General features: G+C 55.0%; 17 protein-coding genes. 15 read left to right on the plus strand and 2 right to left on the minus strand.

The features are described from left to right. The first annotated feature begins 54 nt into the window (after window positions 1-54). The 13 genes from OH491_RS19195 to OH491_RS19255 all read left to right on the plus strand — a co-directional run bounded on the left by OH491_RS19195 (window position 55) and on the right by OH491_RS19255 (window position 19,905). Window positions 55-756, plus strand: a complete 702-nt coding sequence (locus OH491_RS19195) for a hypothetical protein (protein WP_145928742.1) — start codon at window positions 55-57, stop codon at window positions 754-756. 96 nt (window positions 757-852) lie between these two features. Next, window positions 853-1,638: a hypothetical protein gene (locus OH491_RS19200; protein WP_145928741.1), complete on the plus strand. Its 786-nt coding sequence runs from the start codon at window positions 853-855 to the stop codon at window positions 1,636-1,638. A gap of 86 nt (window positions 1,639-1,724) precedes the next feature. Continuing rightward, window positions 1,725-8,621, plus strand: a complete 6,897-nt coding sequence (locus OH491_RS19205; protein ID WP_342750631.1) for an RHS repeat-associated core domain-containing protein — start codon at window positions 1,725-1,727, stop codon at window positions 8,619-8,621. Next, window positions 8,618-9,235: a hypothetical protein gene (locus OH491_RS19210; RefSeq protein ID WP_145928740.1), complete on the plus strand. Its 618-nt coding sequence runs from the start codon at window positions 8,618-8,620 to the stop codon at window positions 9,233-9,235. The genes OH491_RS19205 and OH491_RS19210 overlap by 4 nt, the downstream gene beginning before the upstream one ends. Window positions 9,236-9,257: 22 nt before the next feature. Continuing rightward, on the plus strand, window positions 9,258-10,760 hold the full coding sequence (locus OH491_RS19215) for an RHS repeat-associated core domain-containing protein (RefSeq protein WP_342750632.1): 1,503 nt from the start codon (window positions 9,258-9,260) through the stop codon (window positions 10,758-10,760). 1 nt (window position 10,761) lies between these two features. Then, window positions 10,762-11,352 carry a hypothetical protein gene (locus OH491_RS19220; RefSeq protein ID WP_342750633.1) on the plus strand — a complete coding sequence of 197 codons (591 nt, stop codon included), beginning with the start codon at window positions 10,762-10,764 and terminating at the stop codon, window positions 11,350-11,352. A 130-nt stretch (window positions 11,353-11,482) separates the two neighbouring features. Continuing rightward, window positions 11,483-12,910, plus strand: a complete 1,428-nt coding sequence (locus OH491_RS19225) for an RHS repeat-associated core domain-containing protein (protein ID WP_068770034.1) — start codon at window positions 11,483-11,485, stop codon at window positions 12,908-12,910. A gap of 10 nt (window positions 12,911-12,920) precedes the next feature. Continuing rightward, the gene (locus OH491_RS19230; RefSeq protein ID WP_334319248.1) at window positions 12,921-13,259 is read left to right on the plus strand and encodes a hypothetical protein; all 339 of its coding nucleotides are present in this window, start codon (window positions 12,921-12,923) and stop codon (window positions 13,257-13,259) included. A gap of 94 nt (window positions 13,260-13,353) precedes the next feature. Next, on the plus strand, window positions 13,354-14,757 hold the full coding sequence (locus OH491_RS19235; RefSeq protein ID WP_342750634.1) for an RHS repeat-associated core domain-containing protein: 1,404 nt from the start codon (window positions 13,354-13,356) through the stop codon (window positions 14,755-14,757). After that, entirely contained in the window at window positions 14,754-15,182 is a 429-nt protein-coding gene (locus OH491_RS19240) for a hypothetical protein (protein WP_342750635.1), read from the plus strand. Before OH491_RS19235 ends, OH491_RS19240 begins: the two co-directional genes overlap by 4 nt. A gap of 66 nt (window positions 15,183-15,248) precedes the next feature. Next, window positions 15,249-15,446 carry a hypothetical protein gene (locus tag OH491_RS19245; protein WP_145928738.1) on the plus strand — a complete coding sequence of 66 codons (198 nt, stop codon included), beginning with the start codon at window positions 15,249-15,251 and terminating at the stop codon, window positions 15,444-15,446. A gap of 230 nt (window positions 15,447-15,676) precedes the next feature. Next, window positions 15,677-17,428 (plus strand): alpha-L-fucosidase, encoded by a 1,752-nt coding sequence (locus tag OH491_RS19250; RefSeq protein ID WP_068771051.1) that lies wholly within the window; start codon window positions 15,677-15,679, stop codon window positions 17,426-17,428. Between the two features lie 113 nt (window positions 17,429-17,541). Beyond that, window positions 17,542-19,905, plus strand: a complete 2,364-nt coding sequence (locus OH491_RS19255; protein ID WP_068770033.1) for a glycoside hydrolase family 95 protein — start codon at window positions 17,542-17,544, stop codon at window positions 19,903-19,905. A 264-nt stretch (window positions 19,906-20,169) separates the two neighbouring features. Here the strand turns inward: OH491_RS19255 and OH491_RS19260 are convergent, their stop codons facing one another. Together OH491_RS19260 and OH491_RS19265 are read right to left on the minus strand one after the other, a co-directional pair. Further along, complete coding sequence (locus OH491_RS19260; RefSeq protein ID WP_068770032.1) at window positions 20,170-21,699, minus strand: sensor histidine kinase; 1,530 nt, start codon at window positions 21,697-21,699, stop codon at window positions 20,170-20,172. Continuing rightward, window positions 21,696-22,346, minus strand: coding sequence for a response regulator transcription factor (locus OH491_RS19265; RefSeq protein WP_068770031.1), 651 nt, complete (start codon window positions 22,344-22,346; stop codon window positions 21,696-21,698). Before OH491_RS19265 ends, OH491_RS19260 begins: the two co-directional genes overlap by 4 nt. Before the next feature lie 270 nt (window positions 22,347-22,616). On the opposite strand from OH491_RS19265, the gene OH491_RS19270 reads away from it, so the two are divergent. Together OH491_RS19270 and OH491_RS19275 are read left to right on the plus strand one after the other, a co-directional pair. Further along, window positions 22,617-22,922, plus strand: a complete 306-nt coding sequence (locus OH491_RS19270) for a hypothetical protein (RefSeq protein ID WP_145928736.1) — start codon at window positions 22,617-22,619, stop codon at window positions 22,920-22,922. Between the two features lie 13 nt (window positions 22,923-22,935). Continuing rightward, complete coding sequence (locus OH491_RS19275; RefSeq protein WP_084442101.1) at window positions 22,936-24,156, plus strand: efflux RND transporter periplasmic adaptor subunit; 1,221 nt, start codon at window positions 22,936-22,938, stop codon at window positions 24,154-24,156. The last annotated feature ends 14 nt before the right edge of the window (window positions 24,157-24,170 follow it).

Consider the following 24,170-nt stretch of genomic DNA (forward strand, 5'->3'; position numbering starts at 1 on the left):
CGGCCGGCGCAAACATTCCCAAACCACAAAAACGAATCGCCAATGAATAATGCCATGAAAAACCTCATTCCCTCCTCAATCGTCCTGTCATTCGCGCTCGCGATGACATCCCTCAGTGCGAAAGTCGATGTATATTCTCTAGGCAACACAGAGCCGCAAACGGCCTGGCCGCAAACATTCAAAGGCAATAATAAAAAACAGAATACTGATACAAATCCCGCCGCGGGCCTTTCGCAGGATTCCATCAGCGGCGGCGAATTCGGCAATCCCGTCCCCGTCGGGGTCGAGAGCGGTTGCGGAATGGTGCAGACGTTTGCCGGTGACGGCAAAAAACTCGAGGGCGCGGGCTTTTTCATGGGGGCGATCAGCGGAAAGGCAAACTTCACGCTCACCCTGATCGATTACGGAACGACACCGCCCAAGAGCCCCGCCGCCCTCAAAACCGGCAAGGTGGTGTTCACGGAAAAAGGCGCGCTGGCCCAAAGCGCGGGGGGGCGCCATTACTACTTCGATCTCTCCGCGGGCGGCGACTCCAATCTTGTTCTGCCGACGTTGCTGGAGGGCAATACTTACGGGATTCAATTGATCCTGACGGGACAGGACGGCAATATTAACTTCTATCGCAGCACCAAGGCGGAGGCATATACCAAGGGTATTTCGGCCCGGCTTAAAAATGACGCCTATGAAATAATAGGTGTTGGAGGCAGCGACGCGTCCCTCCGCAAGCTGAGCTTCGCCATCTATACGGCCAAATGATAGTTGAACCCACGGTGCCGGCGTGACTGCCGCTGTTTTATCCCATTTTTGGTGTTTAATCCGCACAAAACCTCCTGGCCTTTGACTTTCTCCGCCATGAACAAGCCGCTCAAAATCCCCCTATTCTTATTTGCAGTGACTGTCACCTTGATGGCGAAAAGTGATGGCAGCCTTCACTTGGAGCCGGGAGGGATTATGCAGGTGGCCGCAGGCATCGACAGCGCGCCTGGCATTGCAGCCATCGCCTGCGATGTGCCATTCATCGATGTGCAAATACTCGACGAATACAAAAACCTGGTGGTTTCAGACGAAAACGGGGCGTCCAATTTTCTGCCGAACCGCCTGTTCTATATACGCATGACGGTGTATTGCCCTTCCGGCATCGGCACACTCTATTCTTTCGTGAACAATGCCGCCGACAACGGCCCCTTGCAACCCGGCGCCCATGCTTATGCCAATTGTGATGAAATCGCGCATCACTCCTATGCGATCTGCGATTTTGGCCCTTATAACATAGGGCTGGAGCCGGGCCCGCGTCCGCTTTGGGTGCATGCCGCCACGACTGATTGCGGCGTCTTCGAATGGAACGCCAACGGATGGGCGTCCAAAGCCTCGTGGGAAACGGGGCCGGACAGATGTCCCTATCCGAATGTCATTTCGGAACCGCTCTTCTCGCGCCCGGCGGCGGGCGGTTTTGCCCGTGCCATGAATGCATCGCAGGCTGCATCCGTGCCGGAATCCGATGGAGCGGCGACTGTAAAGTCCGTTTCGGGTGATAAAATCACTTCGCGCAATGCCAAAGGTGGCAATGCTGCTGCCATGCAGGCCCAAAACACAATCGCGATAGATTTGGGATTTGAAGTCTTCAGTCCCGGCTTCTGAAACCATATTGACCAGAATGCCCCATAATTGACCACCGGTCTGCTGGCATGGGGCTGAATCAGGAAATTATATCCATTTATAATGTCATGCCTAAAAAGCCCCCATTGTATGTTCCCAAAGCCATCCTGACACACTGCTCCTGTGCGGCCTTCGCAATCGTCTTATTTTTTACGGCAGGTCGGATCGACGCGCAGTTTGTTTCGGAGACAGGGGATTATATAGCTTACAGGGAAACATCCTTGAACGACGCGAGCAAGGCAAAGTTGAGTTATTATATTGAGGGCAGGACAACGGGGCCGGGATCCGTGTGGGCGGTGGAAACAACAGTTTTCCGGTCGCCGGGACCTAACTTCGGCTCCTCCAATGATAGATATGACCCCTCCAGGCTTAAAGAAGTGGAAGTCGGCTTGGGGGGAGGGATCGGCACGGCCAGTGAGGCCGGGCAATGGGTAAACGTCGCGCAGTTCCATGCTCCCAATGAAAACGCCACCGCGGGTAAAATATATGCATCGGGACGTATGCTTAACTACAGGTTCGACCAGTACCGGCTCCATTATCTTGTGCCAGACGGTTTCGAAATATTCTGGCGTCCGGCAGGAACCGAAGAGCCGTTTCAGCCCGGCTCGGTGCTCGAGAGTGCGTTGGCGCGAAGGAGCGCATTCGAATATGTCATTGCCAATGCGAATGAGCGCGGCGCGTTGCCGGGGAAAATAACCCCAAGTATTAGCGGCGATGATGAAATGAGAATAGCTCTTGGTTTTTTGGCGAACGGGAAATCGGCGGGTTATTTGGATTTTCAGTATGATATGGCAAATGCAACGCCTTCCTATGAGGCTGTGGGAGATCGACTGGGACGCAGTCTCACCCTGTCCGATCTGAGCGCGGTCAGCTTGGACCCGAGTGTGGAGGTTGTGTACCAAAATAAGCCTGAGCGGGTTATAAATTCAAATCAGGTGTTCATACCGATGGTGAGAGGGGTGAGGCAGGTTGTCACACCACAGGCCATTGTGGATATCAGGATAGAGGGTGGCTGCTTGCTGATAGAATTTCATAGCCCCTCCAATGCCACGGGGCGCATTGCCCAGGAAGCAAGTGTGTTCACATCAGGAACGGTAACCTATCAAAGCGGGAAAGGCCCCTATGCGCTTACCGGCCAGCCTTTTGTGAAATACATGGTCAGGCACACCCGCGGACAAGGAGAGACTTTATTGTATCCATGGTATTTTAACCCTGAAAATTTAAATTACACAGTTGTAAACACCCTTGAAGTGCAACGGGATGAAGATGGCGCCCGGACCACCGCAATTACGAATAAAGTATCGTATGGCAAATATATTCCTGCGAGAGGGGAGTATCCCGGTTATGTTGTCAAAGAGGAGGCAGCTCCCAATCTGACGACTATCGCAGTAAACGGGTTTGGGCGTGCATCTCACGTCACCAGTTTTTCACCTCAATCCTCCGCATCGGCATATGCCAATTTTCCATCCCTTGACTACCCAACAAATGAGCGGAGGATAAGCCGCAGCCCCTTTGTAAGTCATACCGAAAGTACTTTTGCGGAAAGCGCGTACGAACCTTATGGCATAAGCGGCATGCGAAAATACAAGCCTGTCTATCCCAATACAAGGGACATGCAAAAACTGGAGAGCGACAATGTTATCAATCCTGCAAACCTGCTTGGCTCCCAAAGGCTTTCGTCCATCGAGGATGGCGGGGCCATCACGCAATTTGATTATTATGAATTAAGTCTTGCGGATCCGAAATTCTATACACACGGCGGTCAAATGAAATGGCGCAAAAACCACGACGGCGGGTGGAGCATGTTTGATTACGCGAGCGAAGTGGAGAGTCTTGGTCGTGTGACAAAAACAGTATCTCCATGGCTCGATACCGCCATGCCCGAAGTGCCGCCGGCAGGAACGTCTGCGGCGGGAATGCAAATCGACACCATCACCTACACCGGGGATTGGGAGGGCGTGAAACGCCTGCCGGCGTCCGCAATCAAGACCGCCGACGGGCGCACCGTCGGGATGACCACGTATTCCTACAGCGCGGCAACGGCAAACGGCGCCCCCATTTGGATAACCAGCAAGGCGGCATACACGGACTCCGACAAATCGCTGGTATCCACGACCAAAATCTACAAGGGCCTCAATTGCCCCCTGTGGCTGTATGGACTCCCGTATTCATCCGAGACGCCGGAAGGCGCCAAGGAAACGGTTGCTTATCATCAGGGTGACACAGACCCCAATGGTCAATTTTCGAAAAATCCCAATGGCAGGGGCTTCCGCTCCGTGGTGCTCAAGGGCATATCGGCCTCCGCGTCCTCCGGTGAGCTCCTGGCGGGTTACGACGGCACCACCATCGACGACATCCGCATGATCCCGAATGTTTCCACCGCCGAGGTCACCATCCGCAACGAGCGCGCGGTGACGGTTCGCACGGAGACCATTCTTTATACGGGAAACAATAACTGGGCCCTCATCGACGCCGCGAACATGAGCTATGATGTCGCCTGCAACCTGGTCCGCCGCGACAAACTCAACGGCACCTGGTATACGGCCGTTTATTCGGGGGGACGCAAACAGTCCGAGACTGACGAGCAGGGCATCACCACCACTTTTTCCTATGATGCCCAGGGCCGGGTCGCTTCCACCACACGGCTTGCCAAGGGCGAGCTTCCCGAGCTCACGACCTCCTATTCCTATGATTGCCAGAACCGTGTTTTATCGACCGTCATCCACGGCCCTTCCGCGGCCGAAAATCTAGTGACATCGAAAACCTACGATGCCTCCGGACGCGTGCTGACCGAGACAACGCAAGGCCTCACCACCTCCTACAGCTATGCGGTGGAAGACGGCATTCTCACCAAGACCACCATCACATTCCCCGGTGGCGCGACGCGCATTATGGAGAATTACCGCGACGGGCGCGCCAGGTCCATTACCGGCACCGCCGCCCCGGCGGAATATTATACCTACGCAATCGAGGACAACGGCTTCATCACCACGACAAAATACACCGGCCCGTCCGGCCCGGCCAGTCCGCGCTGGGTGAAAACCACCACCGACTGGCTCGGCCGCACCGTCTCGCAAAGCTGGCCCGCAGCCGACGGCTCGGGAAGCGCCGTGGACACGATACAAACATATGACAGCAAAGGTCAGTTGGTTAATACCAAAACCGGGAACCTTGTACCCCATCTCTATGCGTATGATGATAATGCAGTGATGATCAGGCATGCTTTGCTTGAGTATTACGACGGGATTGACATTTTTGAATATCAAGGCAGCTCCACTATGCAGGGCTTGGTATATGAATACCGTTTTGAAAACGACGCATGGTGGAATTACTCCGAAAGTCGCGATTACTCCTCTTGGTTTAATGGGGAAAATGAAGGGCTCCTCCGCACTAAAACTTGGACACGGGTCACCGGTTTTACTGCCGTTGTGCCGCCTTCCGGAATTTCTGGTATGTGCGTCGGCGAGTCTTTCACTGAGGATATCCATGGCAATCGTGCCACCACCCAAACATTTCTCGACCGCGCCACAGGCAGAACCGCCACGATCATGCGCGCGCCCTTCACCACGCGACCCGCCCTCACAATATCCATCGCCGGGCAGGTAATATCGCAGACCGATGCCGCTGGTGTAGCCGTTTCATATAACTACGATACACTCGGACGCCCCGTTAAGACGATAGATCGCACCACGGGTGATCATACTGGAAACAATGTCGCCTACTATCCCGGGACGGCCCGCATCCATCAAATGGTCGATAATCGTGGAGTCACCCAGCACACATACATTTATGACAATTCCGGGCGTTTGATTGAGGACAGGACGCCGCGCGTAGATTCGGCCACTGGCTCGGTGTCCGGCCAAAACGTCGCACACTACGCCTATGATATTCGGGGGCAACTCCTGCGCGTGTGGGGAGACCTGCCATATCCTGCCCGTTTTGAATATGACAACTATGGCCAGCGCATCGCTCAATACACATTTCGAGCCGCGACGAACGACGCGGCCACCGGCGGTGACAGAACGTCTTTTGCTTATGACCCGGCCACGGGCGTTATGCTTTCCAAGACGGATGCCAAAAACAAGAGCGTTACCTACACCTATAATTCTCTCGGCCAGGTCGCCAGCCGCACTTGGGCGCGAGGTGTCACTACCTTTTATTCTTATGACGACTATTTTGGAAGTGCGCTTTCCTCTGTCGGCTATGATGATGGCACTCCTGGGTTTTCAATTTCCCGCGATGCACTCGGTCGAATAAGTTCTGTGTGGGAGCATCATTTTGAAAGATATTTCTCTTATCGCGATGACTCCGACTCCAAACCTGATATGGAACTCTACAGTTTATTGTACTTTTTTAACATTAAAAACAAATATGAGGATGCGACCGGGCGTTTTTGCGGCATTGAAGTGCGCATCGGATGGGACGGAAACGCGGACCACGCGATCACCTATGCTTATGATCCCGCAAACGCGCGCCTCTCATCCATCTCAAGCGATGCAGGAACGTTCGCCTACGATTATCTGCCGGACTCGAATCTTATCTCCTCCGTGACCTCGGCAAACTCCGTGGTGAACCGTTCCTACGAAGACAACCGCAACCTGCTCGCCTCCCTGCGGACGAAGACCGGGGCCGATGTCCTTGTCGCCGCCTACGCCTACACGCACGACGCGCTCGGGCGCCGCACCGCCGTCGCGCAAAGCGGCCGGCTTTACGCGCCATATCTTGCCGGTAATCAGACAATGCAGACCGCCTACGGTTACAACGACCGCAACGAACTGACTTCCGCGCAGACCACCGTTGCCGGCGCGCCGGTTCCCGGGCGCACGCACGGCTATGCGTTTGACGCCATCGGCAACCGCACCACCGAAACGATCGACGGCGCGGGCCACGACTATACGGCCAACGAGCTTAACCAATACACCCAGCGGCAAACCCCGTCATGGCTGCCCGTTGGCGGGATGGCCAGCCATTCCGATGGCGTGCAAGTCGCGGTCAACGGCGCCCAGCTTCCCGACACCGCATGGGTGAACAATTTTTTCCACAAGGCCGAGCCGAAAACCGACGCCGCCGCGCACCTGCAAAGCACCACGATAACCGCCACGGCGCCCAGTGGCGAAACGGCCACCGACACGCGGCACACCCTCGCGCGCCCGACGGCGGAGGCATTCACCTACGATGCCGACGGGAACCTGACCGGTGACGGCCTGTGGCGCTACGCCTACGACGGGGAAAACCGCCTGCGCTGGATGCGGAGCTTGATTCCCGATGAAAATGGGCTCAAGATTTCCGTGGGATTTTCCTACGATTATATGGGCAGGCGAATGACTAAGGAAGTTTACACCTACACCGGGACCCCGGAGGCGCCGGCGGGCAGAATATGCACGAAGCGCAGCGTCTTTGTTTACCAAGGCTGGACACTGCTGGCTGAATATTCGAATACCACACCGGTGATCATACCGGATGCCGATCCAAGGGAATACGGCGGCAGCTGGGATGATCCCTATTTCTATGACCGTTATTATGCTGCGCAATCTGACGGATTTTCGCTTGAGCGCCGCTACACCTGGGGGCCCGACCTGTCCGGGACGATGGGCGGCGCGGGCGACATTGGCGGGTTGCTCGCCATCGAGGATGTGCGCCCGGCGCACGCGGGGGTGTATCATCCCGCCTACGACGGCAACGGCAACCTCATGGCGCTGACGAGGGCGGACACGGGTGAAATGGCCGCCGCGTATGAATATGATCCCTTCGGAAATCAACTGCGGGCGAGCGGCAGTTATGCAAGGGAGAACCCGATTCGGTTCAGCGGCAAGTATCATGACCATGAAACGGGGCTGACCTACTCGGGGTTCAGATACTATAGTGCTTCGCTCGGAAGGTTTATCAACTGTGATCCGCTGGGGGAACGTGGCGCTTGGGCGTTATATAAAGACCTGAAACACGGGGTCGACGACCCGTTTGCGGGAGCCAGCGGAGTTAAGGGCACCAGCTGGCAAACCGAATGGGAGCAGGCGCAGGACAGATTATTGGCCAACACGTCGCTGCCGCACACCACGCAGACGGTCTCGTTTGGCGGAAAACGAAACAGCGGCCTGCCCGGGGCGGCGGAGCGGAATCAGAAATCCTACAGCGCCAATGCCACCGGGCATTATGCGCAGGGCGGGGCGCCCGGGAAAGGGCCGGGGAGTCCCGGCATGGCGGGCGGGGGCCAGGGGAGTGGCAACAGCGGAGTAAACCTGTATGCCTATGCGAAGAACAACCCGATCAATTCCTACGACGCGCTCGGGCTGGAGGACAAGCAGGACGAGGAACGCAAGCGTGAGGAGGCGGCCCAAAAGGCCGAGAATGAAAGAAATGCCAGCGTCGGGCCCGCAGCAGCCGATGACGGTATCAAAAATGTCGGCGCGGAAGATGTCTCAATCAGTGGAGACACAACAATAGGAGCAGACAAAAGCAAAGTAGATAGAAACATTTCGAGCACATATCCTTTCTTTCAAGAAAAGCGCGGCTCATGCACCGTCGCAAATGTGAGAAATATAATATATGCGTTCACTGGGAGTGCACCATCAGAAAGCGAACTGCGTAAAGCGATGGCCAAAGCTGTCGTGAAAAATGAGTCCGCGTTCGATACTGATGGGCTTAAAGTTCCGGATGCAATACGAGCTATTGAGGCTGTTCTACCTCAATACGGACTAAATGCGATATACTATAAATCGCCAGATGATATAGGATCTCACGTAAGAAACGGAGGGCCATTTTTGGTGTTTGCAAATTTGGGCAATGACGAAGGCCATGCATTAACTACGTGGTATGACCGCGTATCTCAAACAACGACAACAATACAAACCGTTCGATCAAATGACCGGCAAACTACGGCGGGTTTAGAATATCTAAGTACGCAGGATTATTATCAAAAATGGAACCCCATCGGGTCAGTCCTAGTATTCCCGAAACCAACACAATGAAAAAAATACTTAACATCGTATTGTTCATAAATTTTATGGCTCTACCTATCATAGCAAGCGGACAAGGCTCAAATGATGATTTGTCGTGTAGGGTATGGCCAATTTCGTCTTCATTCTCATGGATAACCCATGGAGAGATCGTTTTGGCTGACATAAGACAAAATAATCGGACAATTGCTCAAAACTACATTTACATCTCAGAGGATGGCGAAAAAATCGCGCTTACCGCCTCTGCCTCTGCAATAGTAAAAGCTATACGTAATGAGATCAAACAAAACGAAGCAGTTTCTTTTGTAAGAAACAGCATTGTTGATTTTTTAATAAAAACATATCCGGCGCAAAACACCTATTTACTAAACGCCAAATACAAGGAGGAATACGAGGAAGCAATATGGTTTGAGGATAGAAAAGTTCATAAAATTGATTTATCAAAATATTGTGCCGATCCAGTTATTAAAATTAATGGGAACCAATGGAGTGCCGAGTTTGTTACGATTAATCAACGGGGAATTGCCAACAAGTGGTTACTGACTGGCATGCTAAACGTATTTGGTATAGAAAAAATCAATATCATGGAGCTAGCCTCTGATATCCCAATGCCATTACGGTTTTAATAAACGGCAAAAAACTCATGCCTTGCTTTTTGATATTTATGACATAGTAAAACCGGAATACCCTAGGGCGGGATATTTTATAAGGGACAGACGAAAAATGAAAAGTGAATCAAGCGCCGTAGGAATTCATATGGGTGGCGCGGGCGACATTGGCGGGTTGCTCGCCATTGAGGATGTGCGCCCGGCGCACGCGGGGGTGTATCATCCCGCCTACGACGGCAACGGCAACCTCATGGCGCTGACGAAGGCAGGCACCGGCGAAATGGCCGCCGCGTATGAGTATGACCCGTTCGGGAACCAGCTGCGGGCGAGCGGCAGTTATTCGAGGGAGAACCCGATTCGGTTCAGCGGCAAGTATCATGACAATGAAACGGGTCTGACCTACTCGGGGTTCAGATACTATAGTGCTTCGCTCGGAAGGTTTATCAACTGTGATCCGCTGGGGGAACGTGGCGCTTGGGCGTTATATAAAGACCTGAAACACGGGGTCGACGACCCGTTTGCGGGAGCCAGCGGAGTTAAGGGCACCAGCTGGCAAACCGAATGGGAGCAGGCGCAGGACAGATTATTGACGAACACGTCGCTGCCGCACACCACGCAGACGGTCTCGTTTGGCGGGAAACGAAACGGCAGCCTGCCCGGGGCGTCGGAGCGGAATCAGAAATCCTACAGCGCCAATGCCACCGGGCATTATGCACAGGGCGGGGCGCCCGGGAAAGGGCCGGGGAGTCCCGGCATGGCGGGCGGGGGCCAGGGGAGTGGCAACAGCGGAGTAAACCTGTATGCCTATGCGAAGAACAACCCGATCAATTCCTACGATGCGCTCGGGCTGGAGGACAAGCAGGATGAGGAACGCAAGCGTGAGGAGGCGGCCCAAAAGGCCGAGAGTGAAAGAAATGCCGGCGCCGATCCCACCCCGGCCGATGCCGGTGTCAAGAATGCCGGCACAGAGGATGATAATAATAGTAATCAAACACAGCCTGATTCGTCTGAGTATGCTGCTGATACCAGAAGCATAATGCCAAATAATAAAGGACTGTCGATAAAATCCATTGGGAAGCCTGAGTTTTTCAACAAAGAGAGAGGTGAGTACCGTTGGATGGTTTCTTTTCGTGTGCCGAAAAAGTCCACCGGAATATTAATGCAGAAGATTACAATTAAGACAAGCATAGCTGATATGTCGAGAGGATATATCAATAAAACAATTACATATTGGGAGGGGTGGTCTGTTTCTGGCGGTAAAGTATCTCCTCAGATAAATGGAGTGAATGATGTATATTATGAGCCAGGTTATTCACCAAATAGCATAGGAACACAATCTACAACAGGTGTGTTGCAGTTTTATCCGGATACAACTTTCTCGGATTTTCCTGAATTGCAATTAGGTGCTGTCAGAAATGCTGGTAGTCTGCTTTATTCAAGTTCTACGGAACCAAGTCACTGGACTGAGACAGGGGGCATGTCTCATAATGCAGTACTCACACTAAATGGTAGAAAAAAACCAACAATAAAAACCACCCCGTAAAATGAATAATACAACACGAATTATTTTGCTTGTTTTACTCTCGCTAGCTTGTGCGGATAGTCAACAAGTTTTTGCCTTAAAAGAGGGTGATGTCACTGATGAGATGAATGCGAAAATTGTAAGTGATGAATTACGCAGGTGTCCTTCTTGGATTGAATTCAGAACGGACGAGAAAGAGTTTCGAGCTGGCATAACTAGGCTTTATATCGAGCTATCATTTTATAGCAACACAGTCATAAGAAATGCGATAAAAGATAGACTAAGAAAAACGGCAAAAGACTCCGCTTTAAATTTTAGAGAAAATGCAAAAATATTCGCATTTTTACGCATATTGTTTGATATACCCGTCGGTTATGTAGATGGAGTAAAATATAGTGGAAGTTGGGGGAATCCTGTTCAAGGAGGGAAAATCGACCTGCTTTGGCCGTTTCGTAAAGATGCTTCTGGCGAATTAGACCTGATAGGTGTAGTGGAGCGATACTATGGCCCTCCATACGATCCTTTAGCTGAGTTTGACGAATTGGTTTCAATATTTCAGCGACGCAAATTCGAATCGAAGATGAAAAACATGGGGCCAATTGATACACAATAAAGTGAACCATTCGGAACCAGCCAGAGCAAATGAGATATCGACACAACTAAAACGCAATGAGCAACTTCTCACTACGACCCTCTTAATTTCGATTTGGAGATAATTCACCTACATTTAACCAAACACCCCAATGGCCTCCCTTCCACATAAGCTGAGTTCTCAGCAAACCGCGATGACGATGGGCGGCGCGGGCGACATCGGCGGGTTGCTCGCCATCGAGGATGTGCGCCCGGCGCACGCGGGGGTGTATCATCCCGCCTACGACGGCAACGGCAATCTCATGGCGCTGACGAGGGCAGGCACGGGCGAAATGGCCGCCGCGTATGAGTATGACCCGTTCGGGAACCAGCTGCGGGCGAGCGGCAGTTATGCAAGGGAGAACCCGATTCGGTTCAGCGGCAAGTATCATGACCATGAAACGGGGCTGACCTACTCGGGCTTCAGATACTATAGTGCTTCGCTCGGAAGGTTTATCAACTGTGATCCGCTGGAGGAACGTGGCGCTTGGGCATTATATAAAGACCTGAAACACGGGGTCGACGACCCGTTTGCGGGAGCCAGCGGAGTTAAGGGCACCAGCTGGCAAACCGAATGGGAGCAGGCGCAGGACAGATTATTGACCAACACGTCGCTGCCGCACACCACGCAGACGGTCTCGTTTGGCGGAAAACGAAACAGCGGCCTGCCCGGGGCGGCGGAGCGGAATCGGAAATCCTACAGCGCCAATGCCACCGGGCATTACGCGCAGGGCGGGGCGCCCGGGAAAGGGCCGGGGAGTCCCGGCATGGCGGGCGGGGGCCAGGGGGGTGGCAACACCGGAGTAAACCTCTATGCCTATGCAAAGAACAACCCGATCAACTCCTACGACGCGCTCGGGCTGGAGGACAAGCAGGACGAGGAACGCAAGCGTGAGGAGGCGGCCCAAAAGGCCGAGAGTGAAAGAAATGCCAGCGTCGGGCCCGTAGCAGCCGATGACGGTATCAAAAATGTCGGCGCGGAAGATGCACCAGATAATGGGGATTCGAGTACTCGTCATCGACCAACACGTCCGAAGGTGCCGTGGCCTCATGAAAAAAGGCTTGGTTTTTCGTCGTCCGAAAATGCAGGGAAAAGTGCCGCTTTAGAGGCGCGGCAACACGCTAAGGCCGCAGGAGCTGAATATGGAGGCGAGATTTTCAGGTATACAAGAGGTGGAAAGGTATATTATGGATACACCGATCTCCGAAGAGGCAGGGCACCCACTGACGAGGAGGCTGCGCAGGGAGCAGTTGCTGTATTTGAACATCCGATCAACACCAAGACATCAACCAATCAATATACACCATCAGGGGTTATAATAGTCGCCGGATATCATGGACATATTTCAGGTGAGGGCCCTAGCTGGAAAGATGAGGCCACAACCGATCCAGCATCAAATCCTATCCCTGGATATACAGAATATGTCGGATGGGGTGGCGAAGGTCGAAAAAATGATTACAATATTGGAGTTGTAAGAGAGGGAAAGTATGTATATGATTACATATCAAACAATTTAATGAAACCAATAAACACCCCATGATATCCTTAGTATGAAATTACCAATAATATGGATCCTAGGAGCGTTGGTTTTATTTTCGGGATGCAAAACGCCGCGAGAGTCACCTCCTCAAAGAGGAGAAATATCCTACCAATTCGTTGATGATGGCATCATCGTAACGAATGCAAAAACACCATTTGACAAAAACCCGGAGGCACGTGATGCATATATATTTTGGTTTCGGCGTGGCTTCGCTGATGCGATTTATGGCCGAATCAACATAATATCTTGGGAAAAGAGTTTGAAAGGCGATGCGGGGGCAGCTGGCTATGCGCATGGACTTAGTGATGGCGCACTGCATAAAAGTCGTTCGCAAGAGAGAAGGCCATGAAGGTGTCAGGACGAGTCTTGTCATTTTCTTGCAATCGCAATGCAGTCGATCGCGATTGCAAATGGACGGACCTTTTATAAGGGACAGACGAAAAATGAAAAGTGAATCAAGTAGTACCGTAGGAATTCATATGGGCGGCGCGGGCGACATCGGCGGGTTGCTCGCCATCGAGGATGTGCGTCCGGCGCACGCGGGGGTGTATCATCCCGCCTACGACGGCAACGGCAACCTCATAGCGCTGACGAGGGCGGACACGGGTGAAATGGCCGCCGCGTATGAATATGATCCCTTCGGAAATCAGCTGCGGGCAAGTGGCGCTTATTCGAGGGAGAACCCGATTCGGTTCAGCGGCAAGTATCATGACCATGAAACGGGGCTGATGTACTCTGGCTTCCGGTATTACAGCGCGTCGATGGGCCGGTTCATCAACCAGGACCCGCTAGAGGAACGAGGAGGCTGGGCCTTGTATAAAGACCTGAAACACGGAATCGACGACCCCTTTGCGGGAGCCAGCGGAGTTAAGGGCACCAGCTGGCAAACCGAATGGGAGCAGGCGCAGGACCGGTTGTTGACGAACACGTCGCTGCCGCACACCACGCAGACGGTCTCGTTTGGCGGAAAACGAAACAGCGGCCTGCCCGGGGCGTCGGAGCGGAATCGGAAATCCTACAGCGCCAATGCCACCGGGCATTACGCGCAGGGCGGGGCGCCCGGGAAAGGGCCGGGGAGTCCCGGCATGGCGGGCGGGGGTCAGGGGGGTGGCAACACCGGAGTAAACCTGTATGCCTATGCAAAGAACAATCCAATCAACTCCTATGATGCGCTCGGGCTGGAGGACAAGCAGGACGAGGAACGCAAGCGTGAGGAGGCGGCCCAAAAAGCCGAGAGTGAAAGAAATGCCAGCGTCGGGCCCGCAGCAGCCGATGACGGTATCAAAAATGTCGGCGCGGAAGATGACCCAGACAGTGGATTGCCGCCACAAGATCCAACATGGTGGGAAAATGCGGCTTCTAATCTTGGTGGAGAATCACGCAAAGAGATTAATAATAACGCATGGTTCGAAAAAAGATTCCCTGGATGGGTCAATGCGGCAAAACGTCATATCGGCACGAAAGTAGCAATAGGTATAAAAAATTCCGGAGGCCATCCTTCGTCGGTGGACCCAAAGTATCGCGAACCAGTAATTAGAGAGTTCAGCGATCTTCACGGGGACAAAAAACAAAGTAGAGGGGAAGCCAATTTCATTGTCGGCAATTTCACTTTCGCATCCGATGGTCCAGCTTCCATAACGTGGGATGGGGATAGATATAAGTATTCAGTAGATCTCGTGGTGCTTGATCGTTTTGGCTACTCGCATGAACAATGGCAATATAACTTTTCAATACACTCTGTTAATCCTGCGACGGGCGGAAGCTATATTGCTTATCCTTTGCGCGAAATCGCACCACAGCGAATGGTGATACGCGCGCGTTGGGCTGTGTCAGGAGAAGGACCATGAGCATAATACTTAAACACCTCTCTGTTTGTATCTTTATTCTGTTTTGTGCGGCATGCTCGCGCACCGAACAGGATGCTCTTCAGATTTTTAACAAGCATTTTCCGATCGCCGTTCCCAGCACCGCTGTTCCAATCGCAGCAATGGAAAGCTACAATCCAGATATTGAATATATTATATGTTTTGGCATATCGTCCGACGATCTGCAGCGGATAATAAAAAATGGGAGATTTCACAAAGTGCCCCCGATAGGGGTTGATGCGCTGCATGCTGTACTCGGACGGCTATGCAAGCGGCACCCAGAAATTAGAGGTAGTTTCAAAAAAGCGATTTACCGATATGATGATAATAGCGAGCCGTATTTGTTTTATCTATTAATTGATGACCAATATCCAGATCGAGCCGTATTTGTGAAATTGGGTTTTTAACCCTTCACCCGTGTCCGTCAATTCGGGGCATCCCCAGCTTGACCCCTTTTTAGCTCCTAAAATTATATGAATACTGACAATCAAGATATGCGAGGAATGACGATTAATGAACGTCTTTTTTCTTCTGGAAGGTTAGCGGAATGGGATAGTGCATTAAAGAAGAAAGATATAGATGCTCTTTTAAAAATATTAATAAACCTCAGCCTCACTGAAAAAGAGGCAAGATGGACGATTGATAGCATATTAAAAACTAAACAAGAGTGAGGGAATCCCCCTGCCCCCGCCGTAAGGGGTCAGGACGCTGTTTACTGATTTTTTATTGCATATGAATTTATTAACATGAGTATTATGAAAATATTATATTACGAAATGCCTCCGAATATGCATCATGAGAATCAACAAACAGCGTCCCGACCCCTTTGGCAGGCCTCATGAAATATTCGGGCTAGTCGTTTACCCATCAAGATCCATTATTTGTTTATTTTGTCATGCCCATGAACAACCGTGTTATTGCCCTTTGCGCCGGCCTGCTTTTGGCCGGACAAGTTCGCGCCGAATTTCATCTTCCTGCTTTGCCGCCTATTCCGGAGATTCCTGCGCCGCGTCCGATAGACAGTATGCCGCTTGGTAATTCTGCGGCGGCACCGGAGATCAAACTCGATTTGCCGATTGCTCCTGGTCCGTTCGAACCAACCTGGGCGTCGATCGAGAAGAATTATCCCGGTGCGCCGTCGTGGTTGCGTGAGGCGAAGTTCGGCATCTGGGTGCATTTCGGTCCGCAGGCTGCAGGCCAGAGTGGCGATTGGTATGCTCGCAGAATTTATGCACCAGGCACACTGGCCTACGAAAACCATCTCAAAAATGCCGGCCATCCTTCCGAGTTTGGCTATAAGGAAGTGTTGCGTGATTGGAATCCCGCCAAACTTGATCCGGCGGCGCTTGTCCAAATCTATCGCGACGCGGGTGCGCGTTTTCTGATCATCCAGGGAGTCCATCACGACAATTTTGATCTTTGGAATTCACAGTACCAACCATGGAACTCCGTTCGCCTCGGACCGAAGCGCGACTTGCTCGGCGAGTGGTCGCGTGCGGCCCGGGCGGCAGGACTACACTATGGCGTGACATTTCATCACGAGTATACTTGGTGGTGGTGGCAAAACGCTTTCAGCGCCGACCAGGAGGGGCCGAAAACCGGCGTGCCTTATGACGGAAACCTTGCGCTCGCCGATGGCAAAGGTAAGTGGTGGGAAGGTCTCGATCCACGGCTACTCTACACGGTGAATCTTCGCGAGTATGCCGGAGTCAGCGAAGCGGCGATGTCGCCTTGGAATCCGCCCCCTGCCGGATTATTCACGCGTCATGCTGCCTACGCCAAGTGGTATGCCACGTGGTGGGCGTTGCGTATCATGGACGTGATTGATCACTACGATCCCGACTTCATCTACACCGATGGTACCGGCACCCAACCCTTCGAGGGCTCGCACACCGGCACCGGCGTCAAAGCCGACGCGATGCAGCGCGTTATCGCCCATTACTACAACCGCGCATTGGAGCGACGTGAAAAAGTGGATACTTTCAGTGTGATCAAGTTCCGTCCAAAGACGAACGGGACGGTCAACACTGAGGAACATGGCATCCCAAGCGACATCAAGATCGATCAACCTTGGATTGCGGAGGCCCCGGTCGGCGATTGGTTTTATGCGCCGAACTTCACTTATGACTCCGGTATGGTGATTCGCTATATCATCGAAGCGGTGGCGCGCGACGGCAACGCAGGCATTTGTGTTTCGCTCCTGCCCGATGGTTCACTCGATGCGGGCAGCGCACGGATGCTGCGCGAAGTTGGCGAATGGATGCGCTGCAACGGTCAGGGTATCTATGGCAGCCGTGCCTGGGTCCGCCCCGGCGAAGGCGAGTTGATCGACGGCAAGCTCAAGATGCTCCCTGGCGGGAAGCTCGGGAAAAAACAGGCTGACTTCGTCTTTGGTCCAGAGGATTTTCGTTTCACGCTCGGCAAAGACGGTGCTCTCTACGCTTTCTGCCTCGCCGTGCCTGCACCTGAAACCGAGTTGAAGCTCACTTCCCTCGGTGCGACCGCCAATCTGTTGGGCAAGCCCATCAGAACGGTGACGCTGCTCGGGCACACCGCTCCGACGCTCGCATGGCGCCAGACGCCCGATGCGCTGGTCATCACCAGCCCCAGCACGATGCCGTGCGCCACGGCGATTGTCTTCAAGATCGATTGAATAGGAAGCCGAAAGGGGTCAAGCCGATGCTTCTTGATTTTCATTTTCCGCAAATTTATTAATATGAATACCACTGACAAAATCATTCCATGAAACACCTCCGAATAGACACTATGAGAATCAGCAAACAGCCATTGGCAGGGGACAAGCCATTGACAAGAGCCCTGATCACGGGCCTGGCGTTGGCGGCCTGCACTCTTGCGATCCCCGGCCGCGCGGCTCCGCCCGCCGGGGAGCCGGAGGGCGGCAGGCACAACCTGCTCTGGTATGACACACCGGCGGAGAAGTGGGAGGAAGCCCTGCCGCTGGCCAACGGCCGCGTTGCCGCCATGGTTTTCGGCCAGCCGGTCAGCGAGCGTCTGCAACTCAACGAATGCACGCTCTGGGCGGGCGGCCCCTACAATCCGGTGAACCCGGAGGCGAAGGACGCGCTGCCCGAGGCCCGGCGCCTGGTCAACGAGGGCAAATACAAGGACGCCGCGAAGCTCATCAACGAGAAGATCATCGCGAAGCCGCGCGGCCAGATGCAGTATCAGACCGTCGGCGATTTGCTCCTGACCTTCCCCGCCGGCAACGTCGGGAACTACCGGCGCGAGCTCGACCTCGACACGGCGACGGCCACCGTGCACTACACGCGCGACGGCGTGGATTACACCCGCGAGGTTTTTGCCAATGCCCCGGACAATGTCATCGTGGTGCGCTTCACCGCCAACCGGCCCGGCAGCATCGCCTTCACCGCCGGCATGAAAACCCCGATGCACGACGTCACCGTGGCGACCGAGGGCGCCGATACGCTCGTCATGCGCGGGAAAGGCGGCAAGTCGGGCGGAGTCGAAGGTATCATCCGGTATCAGGCCCGCGTGCAAGTCATCGCCACCGGCGGCAAGGTCAACGCGGAGCAAGCGGGCATCACCGTGGACAAAGCCGATTCGGTCACGCTGCTCATCGCCGCCGCCACCAGCTACAAAAACTTCAACGATGCCGGCGGCGACCCCGAGGCCATGGTGAAAAAACTTCTGGCCTCGGCCTCGAAAAAATCCGTCGAAAAACTGCGCGAGGCGCATCTTCAGGATTACCAGCCGCTCTTCCGCCGTGTCTCGATCGACCTCGGACACAGCGACGCGATGAAACTGCCGACCAACGTGCGCATCGAGCGCTTCGCCGAAGGCAACGACCCGCAGTTCGCCGCGCTCTATTACCAGTTCGGACGCTACCTGCTCATCGGCAGTTCACGCCCCGGCGGCCAGCCGGCCAACCTCCAGGGCATCTGGAACGAACTCCTCAACCCGCCCTGGCAGAGCAAATACACCATCAACATCAACACCGAGATGAACTACTGGCCCGCCGAGTCGGGCAATCTTGCCGAATGCGTCGAGCCGCTGATTGCGATGGTGGAGGATCTCACGGTAACCGGTGCGCGGACTGCGCGCGAGATGTATGGCGCGCGCGGCTGGGTGGTGCACCACAACACCGATTTGTGGCGCGCGAGCGCGCCCATCGACGGCGCGGACTGGGGCATGTGGCCAACCGGCGGGGCGTGGCTGTGCCTGCACCTTTGGGACCGCTACGAGTTCAGCGGCGACATGGCGGTGTTGAAACGCATATATCCCATCCTCAAGGGCTCGGCGGAGTTTTTCCTCGACACCTTGCAGGAGGATGCGTCCGGCCAGTGGCTCGTCACCAATCCTTCCATCTCGCCCGAGCTCGGCCACCCGAAAGGCTCGCCCGTCTGCGCCGGCCCGACCATGGACATGCAGATTTTGCGCGACCTCTTCGCCAACACCATCAAGGCGGCGGAGACACTCGGGGTGGACGCCGGCCTTCGCAAGCAGCTTACCGCCACGCGCGCGCGACTTGCGCCCAATAAAATCGGCAGCGCCGGGCAATTGCAGGAATGGATGGAAGACTGGGACATGCAGGTCGGCAACAAAACCCACCGTCACGTCTCGCATCTCTACGGTCTGTTTCCCGGCCGCGACATCACGCTGCGCGGCACGCCCGAACTTGCGGCGGCGGTGAAAAAATCCCTGGAAATTCGCGGTGACAAAGCCACCGGCTGGGCCACGGCCTGGCGCCTTTGCCTTTGGACGCATCTCGGCAACGGCGACCGCGCCTATGAAATTCTCAAGCTTCTCCTGAGCCCCGGACTCACCTATCCGAACATGTTTGACGCGCATCCGCCCTTCCAGATTGACGGCAACTTCGGCGGCGCGGCAGGCATCGCGGAAATGGTGATGCAGAGCCGCCCGGACGAAATCGAAATCCTGCCCGCGCTCCCCAAGGCGCTGCCCCGCGGCAGCGTGAAAGGCCTGCGCGCCCGCTCGGGTTTCGAGGTGGACGTGGCGTGGCAGGACGGGAAACTCGTCGAGGCAACCCTCCGCTCCATCAACGGCGGCTCGACCCGTCTGCGCCATGGCAACGCGACGCAGGACGTGACGCTGGCGAAAGGCGAAACCTATCGCTGGAACATGCAGTAACGCCCGCGCCGGCGCGTCCGGCCTGACCAGCGAAGCCGTCACCGCCGCACGACCAACGCCTTCCAACACGCGATGGCGGTTCTCTTCCAGTCGGTGCTTCGCCTCACGCCGAACAATCTCGAAGAGCAGCCCGCATTTGTGATCGATTTCCTCAAACGCGTGGCGGCCCTCTCGTCTAACCTCTATGGCCAGAGTTTTCTACGTCTTTCACGTAACGCGGCAACGGGGAAGACGTAGAACGGGCTGTCCCGGAGGTAGTATCTGTCAAGTTGCGCAGGTGGCATCGGCGACCATCTGCCCGGCCAGAGGCAGGCGAACCGTGAACGTGCTGCCTTCGCCTAATACGCTGGTAACTGTAATTGTGCCGGAGTGGGCCTCGACGAGGGCCTTCGTAATCGCCAAGCCCAATCCCAAACGGCCGCTCGTAGAAGAACGCGACTGGTCAACCCGATAGAAACGCTCAAAAACATGAGGCAGACTCTCCTTCGGGATTCCCTGCCCGTTGTCCTCGACGCGCAGCACCGCGAAACCATCCTCGGCATCCACAGAAACCAGAACGGCACCGCCAGGCCGATTGTAGTGGATGGCATTGCTGACAAGATTCATGCCGATCTGGCCGAGTTCGTCAGAATTCCCGAAACATTGCGTGGACTGCGTCTCAAGCTGGAGAGACACACACTGCTCGTTCGCGATCGACCGAAGAAGTGCAACTGCTTCCTGGGTTATTCGGTCCAACTCACAAACAGCGCGGGGGTTGCTCGTCTGTCCCGCCTCGACCCTCGCCAGCAAAAGCAAGGACTCTACTAATCGACGCATCCGCCGGGCGGTTTGGCAGCACGCTTCGAGGGCCTCGCGGTATTCATCCGGAGTGCGCTCGCGCGCCAAGGCTGAACTCGCTTCCGCCAGAACGACTGCCACCGGAGTCCTGAGTTCGTGCGAGGCGTCTGCGACAAACCGAGACTGGCGCTCCAGCGCCTCCTGTAATTCCGTGACGGCTTTCTGCACGTGATCAAAGCTCGCATTCAAAATACCGGCCAACTGGCCAAGTTCACTATCGGTGTCCGAGACGTTAATGCGCTCGGCCAGATTGCCCGACGCGATTTTCTCCGCGGTGGCACTGATGTTCTTGATTGGTTTTGTGGCGTGGGTCGCCAGCCACCACCCGCCAATCAATCCAAGTGCCATTACACCAGCGCCTGATAATATTGTTTGCCAGACGACGCTTCGCATTTGGGCCAGGTCGTTTTTGAGCGACCGTCCCACCAACAGCCTCAGGCCGCTGGAACTCGTCAGGATCTGTTCGCGGCAGTCGCCTCTGGTCTGCGCATGAAAGAGAAGGTTGCTGTTCTTCGGAGGCGGTAAAATGTCGTTCGGCACGAGGTCTGATTTGAAAAAAACGGAATCATCCGGTGCCCAGCCGATGTAATAGGTTCCGGCCTTGGTGATAGCGTCGAGCAAGGCTCGTTTGGTCGCGTCATGCCGGGCTTCTGGAGGTAGATTGTTGCGGTGCTCCTGATTAGTTCGATCAATGGAATCTTCCGGCGAAGCAGACAAAAGCGGGCTGTTCGGAAGTGCCGCCGTTGCTGCGGCTCGTATCGCTTCAGAGTGCTCGGTGTCTTGCAGAGTGCTCGCAACGAAGATTAGTTGTCGCTGCAGCTCCTGGTCGATCAATTGCAGACGATTCTGGAGATGCAGCGAATACAGGCGCAGACCAAAAGCGGCGAGAACCACCAGCAAGAGTGCACCGTGCCACAGTTGAAGCCTCCACCGAATGGATTTAAAAAAGGGATTCATTCGACATAGAAGCCATGGCCGCGACGAGTCACGATGAGGTCTCGCCCCAGTTTCTTGCGCAGATTTGAAACGTGGACATCGATCAAGTTCGACATCGGTTCCTCCGTCTCATCGAAGATATGCTCATAGAGCATCGCCCGGGTCACGAGCTGACCGCGGCGCAGCGCGAGAAATTCGAGCAACGCATATTCGCGTGGCGTGAGAGACACCGCTTCTCCGCCGGAGATAACCGTGCGCTTGGGGATATTGATCACCACGTCTGCGATCTGAATTTCAGATTGGGCGTGGCTCGCGTGACGGCGGATGACGGCGCGGATGCGCGCGAGCAATTCATCGAACTCAAAAGGCTTGGTGAGGTAGTCATCCGCGCCGCCATCGAGGCCGCGGACGCGGTCCGGAAGCGCATCCCTGGCGGTTAACATCAGCACGGGTGTTTTTTTTGTCTCGCGCAGCCGCTTCAAAATACTCCAGCCATCCAGTTTTGGCAGCAGCACATCGAGCAGGATCAAATCATAGTCGCTACCCTCGGCCTTGAAGAGACCGCTTTCGCCCTCCTGGGCGGAATCGACGGCGTATCCCTTCTCGCGCAGCGTCCGGGTGACGGTGCGGAGCAAAAAGGGATCATCTTCGATCACGAGTATCTTCATGGCCTGGCGTCCGTATTCATTGCAGGAATTCGTTTCTCTGGTAGTCGGAAGAGAGCGTCGTGTCGTGGCATGAGGGGAAGTTTACACGCTGTTCGATTAAGGAACCGTGAAGATGGGGCTGATTTTGAAGAAAAGAGCGAACCTTAACAGTCCCTTAACTCCCCATTTGCTACGCTCCAGGGAGCAATGGGTTTCATTACTATCAACGCAGCTCACGTTTTTGCCCAACGGCGGAGAAATCAGAAGGAAAAGCACGGAGGCGGTCGTGTCATGATCCGCGTCGCGCTCAAGATGCTACGCGGTGTGCCGGCAAAATACGCCATGCCGATCAGCGGGATTTGCTTTTCCACCATTCTAATGGTGCAGGGTCTCGCGTTGGGCATCGATGGCATCCGACTTAACTATGCCGCCCCTACCAACATCCGAGCCCCGATTTTTGGGGCGACACCATTGGTGGAGAGCCTCGGTGGCAACCAACCGCTGCGGGCTCTCGGCGACGAACCCAATGATCAAACCCTCGCCGACCTTGTTGAGGCCGGTGAAGAGAGCAAGCGCAGCGCACACACTCATTTCTGAGCCACTTCCGATTATGTATCCCGCCGTATCCCCATTCTCATTATCATCTGCCCGCTCTGCCTTACGCTGCATCGTCGTGGCGGCGTTCGTGTTAGGCGCTCTGTCCGGCTGCGGGGAAAAGAGAACCGTCGGTGACGCTGGCAACACCGGCCCGGTCGAGGTTGGCGTGGTTACGATCAATCCGCAACCGTTCGCGCTCACCCGCGAATTGCTTGGTCGCACGTCAGCATATCGCGTCGCTGAGGTGCGTGCGCGGGTGAGCGGTATCGTGCTGAAACGCCATTTCGAGGAAGGCAGCGAAGTGCGGGAGGGGCAGCTGCTCTACCAGATCGATCCCGCGCCCTATCAGGCCGCGCTCAACGGTGCCAAAGCTGCCCTTGCTCGCGCGGAAGCCAGCGCGGCGTCCGCCAAGCTCCAGGCAGATCGCTATCGCGAACTTGTGAACGTCCGTGCCGTAAGCCAGCAAGACTATGACGACGCGCACACTCAGCAACTGACCTCCGATGCCGATGTTGTCGCCGCCAGGGCCGCGGTGCAAACGGCACAGATCGATCTCGATTACACTCGGGTTCTCGCACCGATCTCGGGCCGCGTCGGTCGCTCCGCCGTGACGGAAGGTGCCTACGTCCGACAAAGCGACGCGACACTGCTCACTACCATCCAGCAGATCGACCAGCTTTATGTCGATGTCACTCAATCGAGCTCCGAACTCCTGCGTCTAAAACAGGACCTTAAGGCGGGATTGCTTACCCACGCGGATGATGGCGCGGCCTCAGTAACCCTGATCCTCGATGGTGACCAGATCTACGGGGAAAACGGCTGGCTGCAGTTTGCCGACGTTACGGTCGACGCTTCGACCAGCTCAGTGTTGCTGCGTGTGCTTGTGCCGAACCCGAACCGCGAACTGTTGCCGGGTTTGTTTGTGCGCGCACGCTTGCAGGAGGGCGTGAATCCCGCGGCGTTGCTCGTGCCGCAACAGGGTATTACCCGCAATCGTCACGGCGCAGCGACCGCGCTGGTCGTCGGCGCGGAGAACAAGGTCGAGCAGCGCGTGCTCAAGGCCGACCGAGCCATTGGCAGCCTGTGGCTCGTCACCTCCGGCCTCAAGGCTGGCGAACAGGTGATCGTGCAGAACCTCCAAAAAATCCGTGTGGGCGTTCCGGTGAAACCGGTGCCGGCCACCAACCTGGGGACGCCCGGAGACGCCACGGCGACTCCCGAGCGGAAGCCCTGATTCCTCGCGCCGAT

The organism is Termitidicoccus mucosus (assembly GCF_038725785.1).
GTDB lineage: Bacteria > Verrucomicrobiota > Verrucomicrobiia > Opitutales > Opitutaceae > Termitidicoccus > Termitidicoccus mucosus.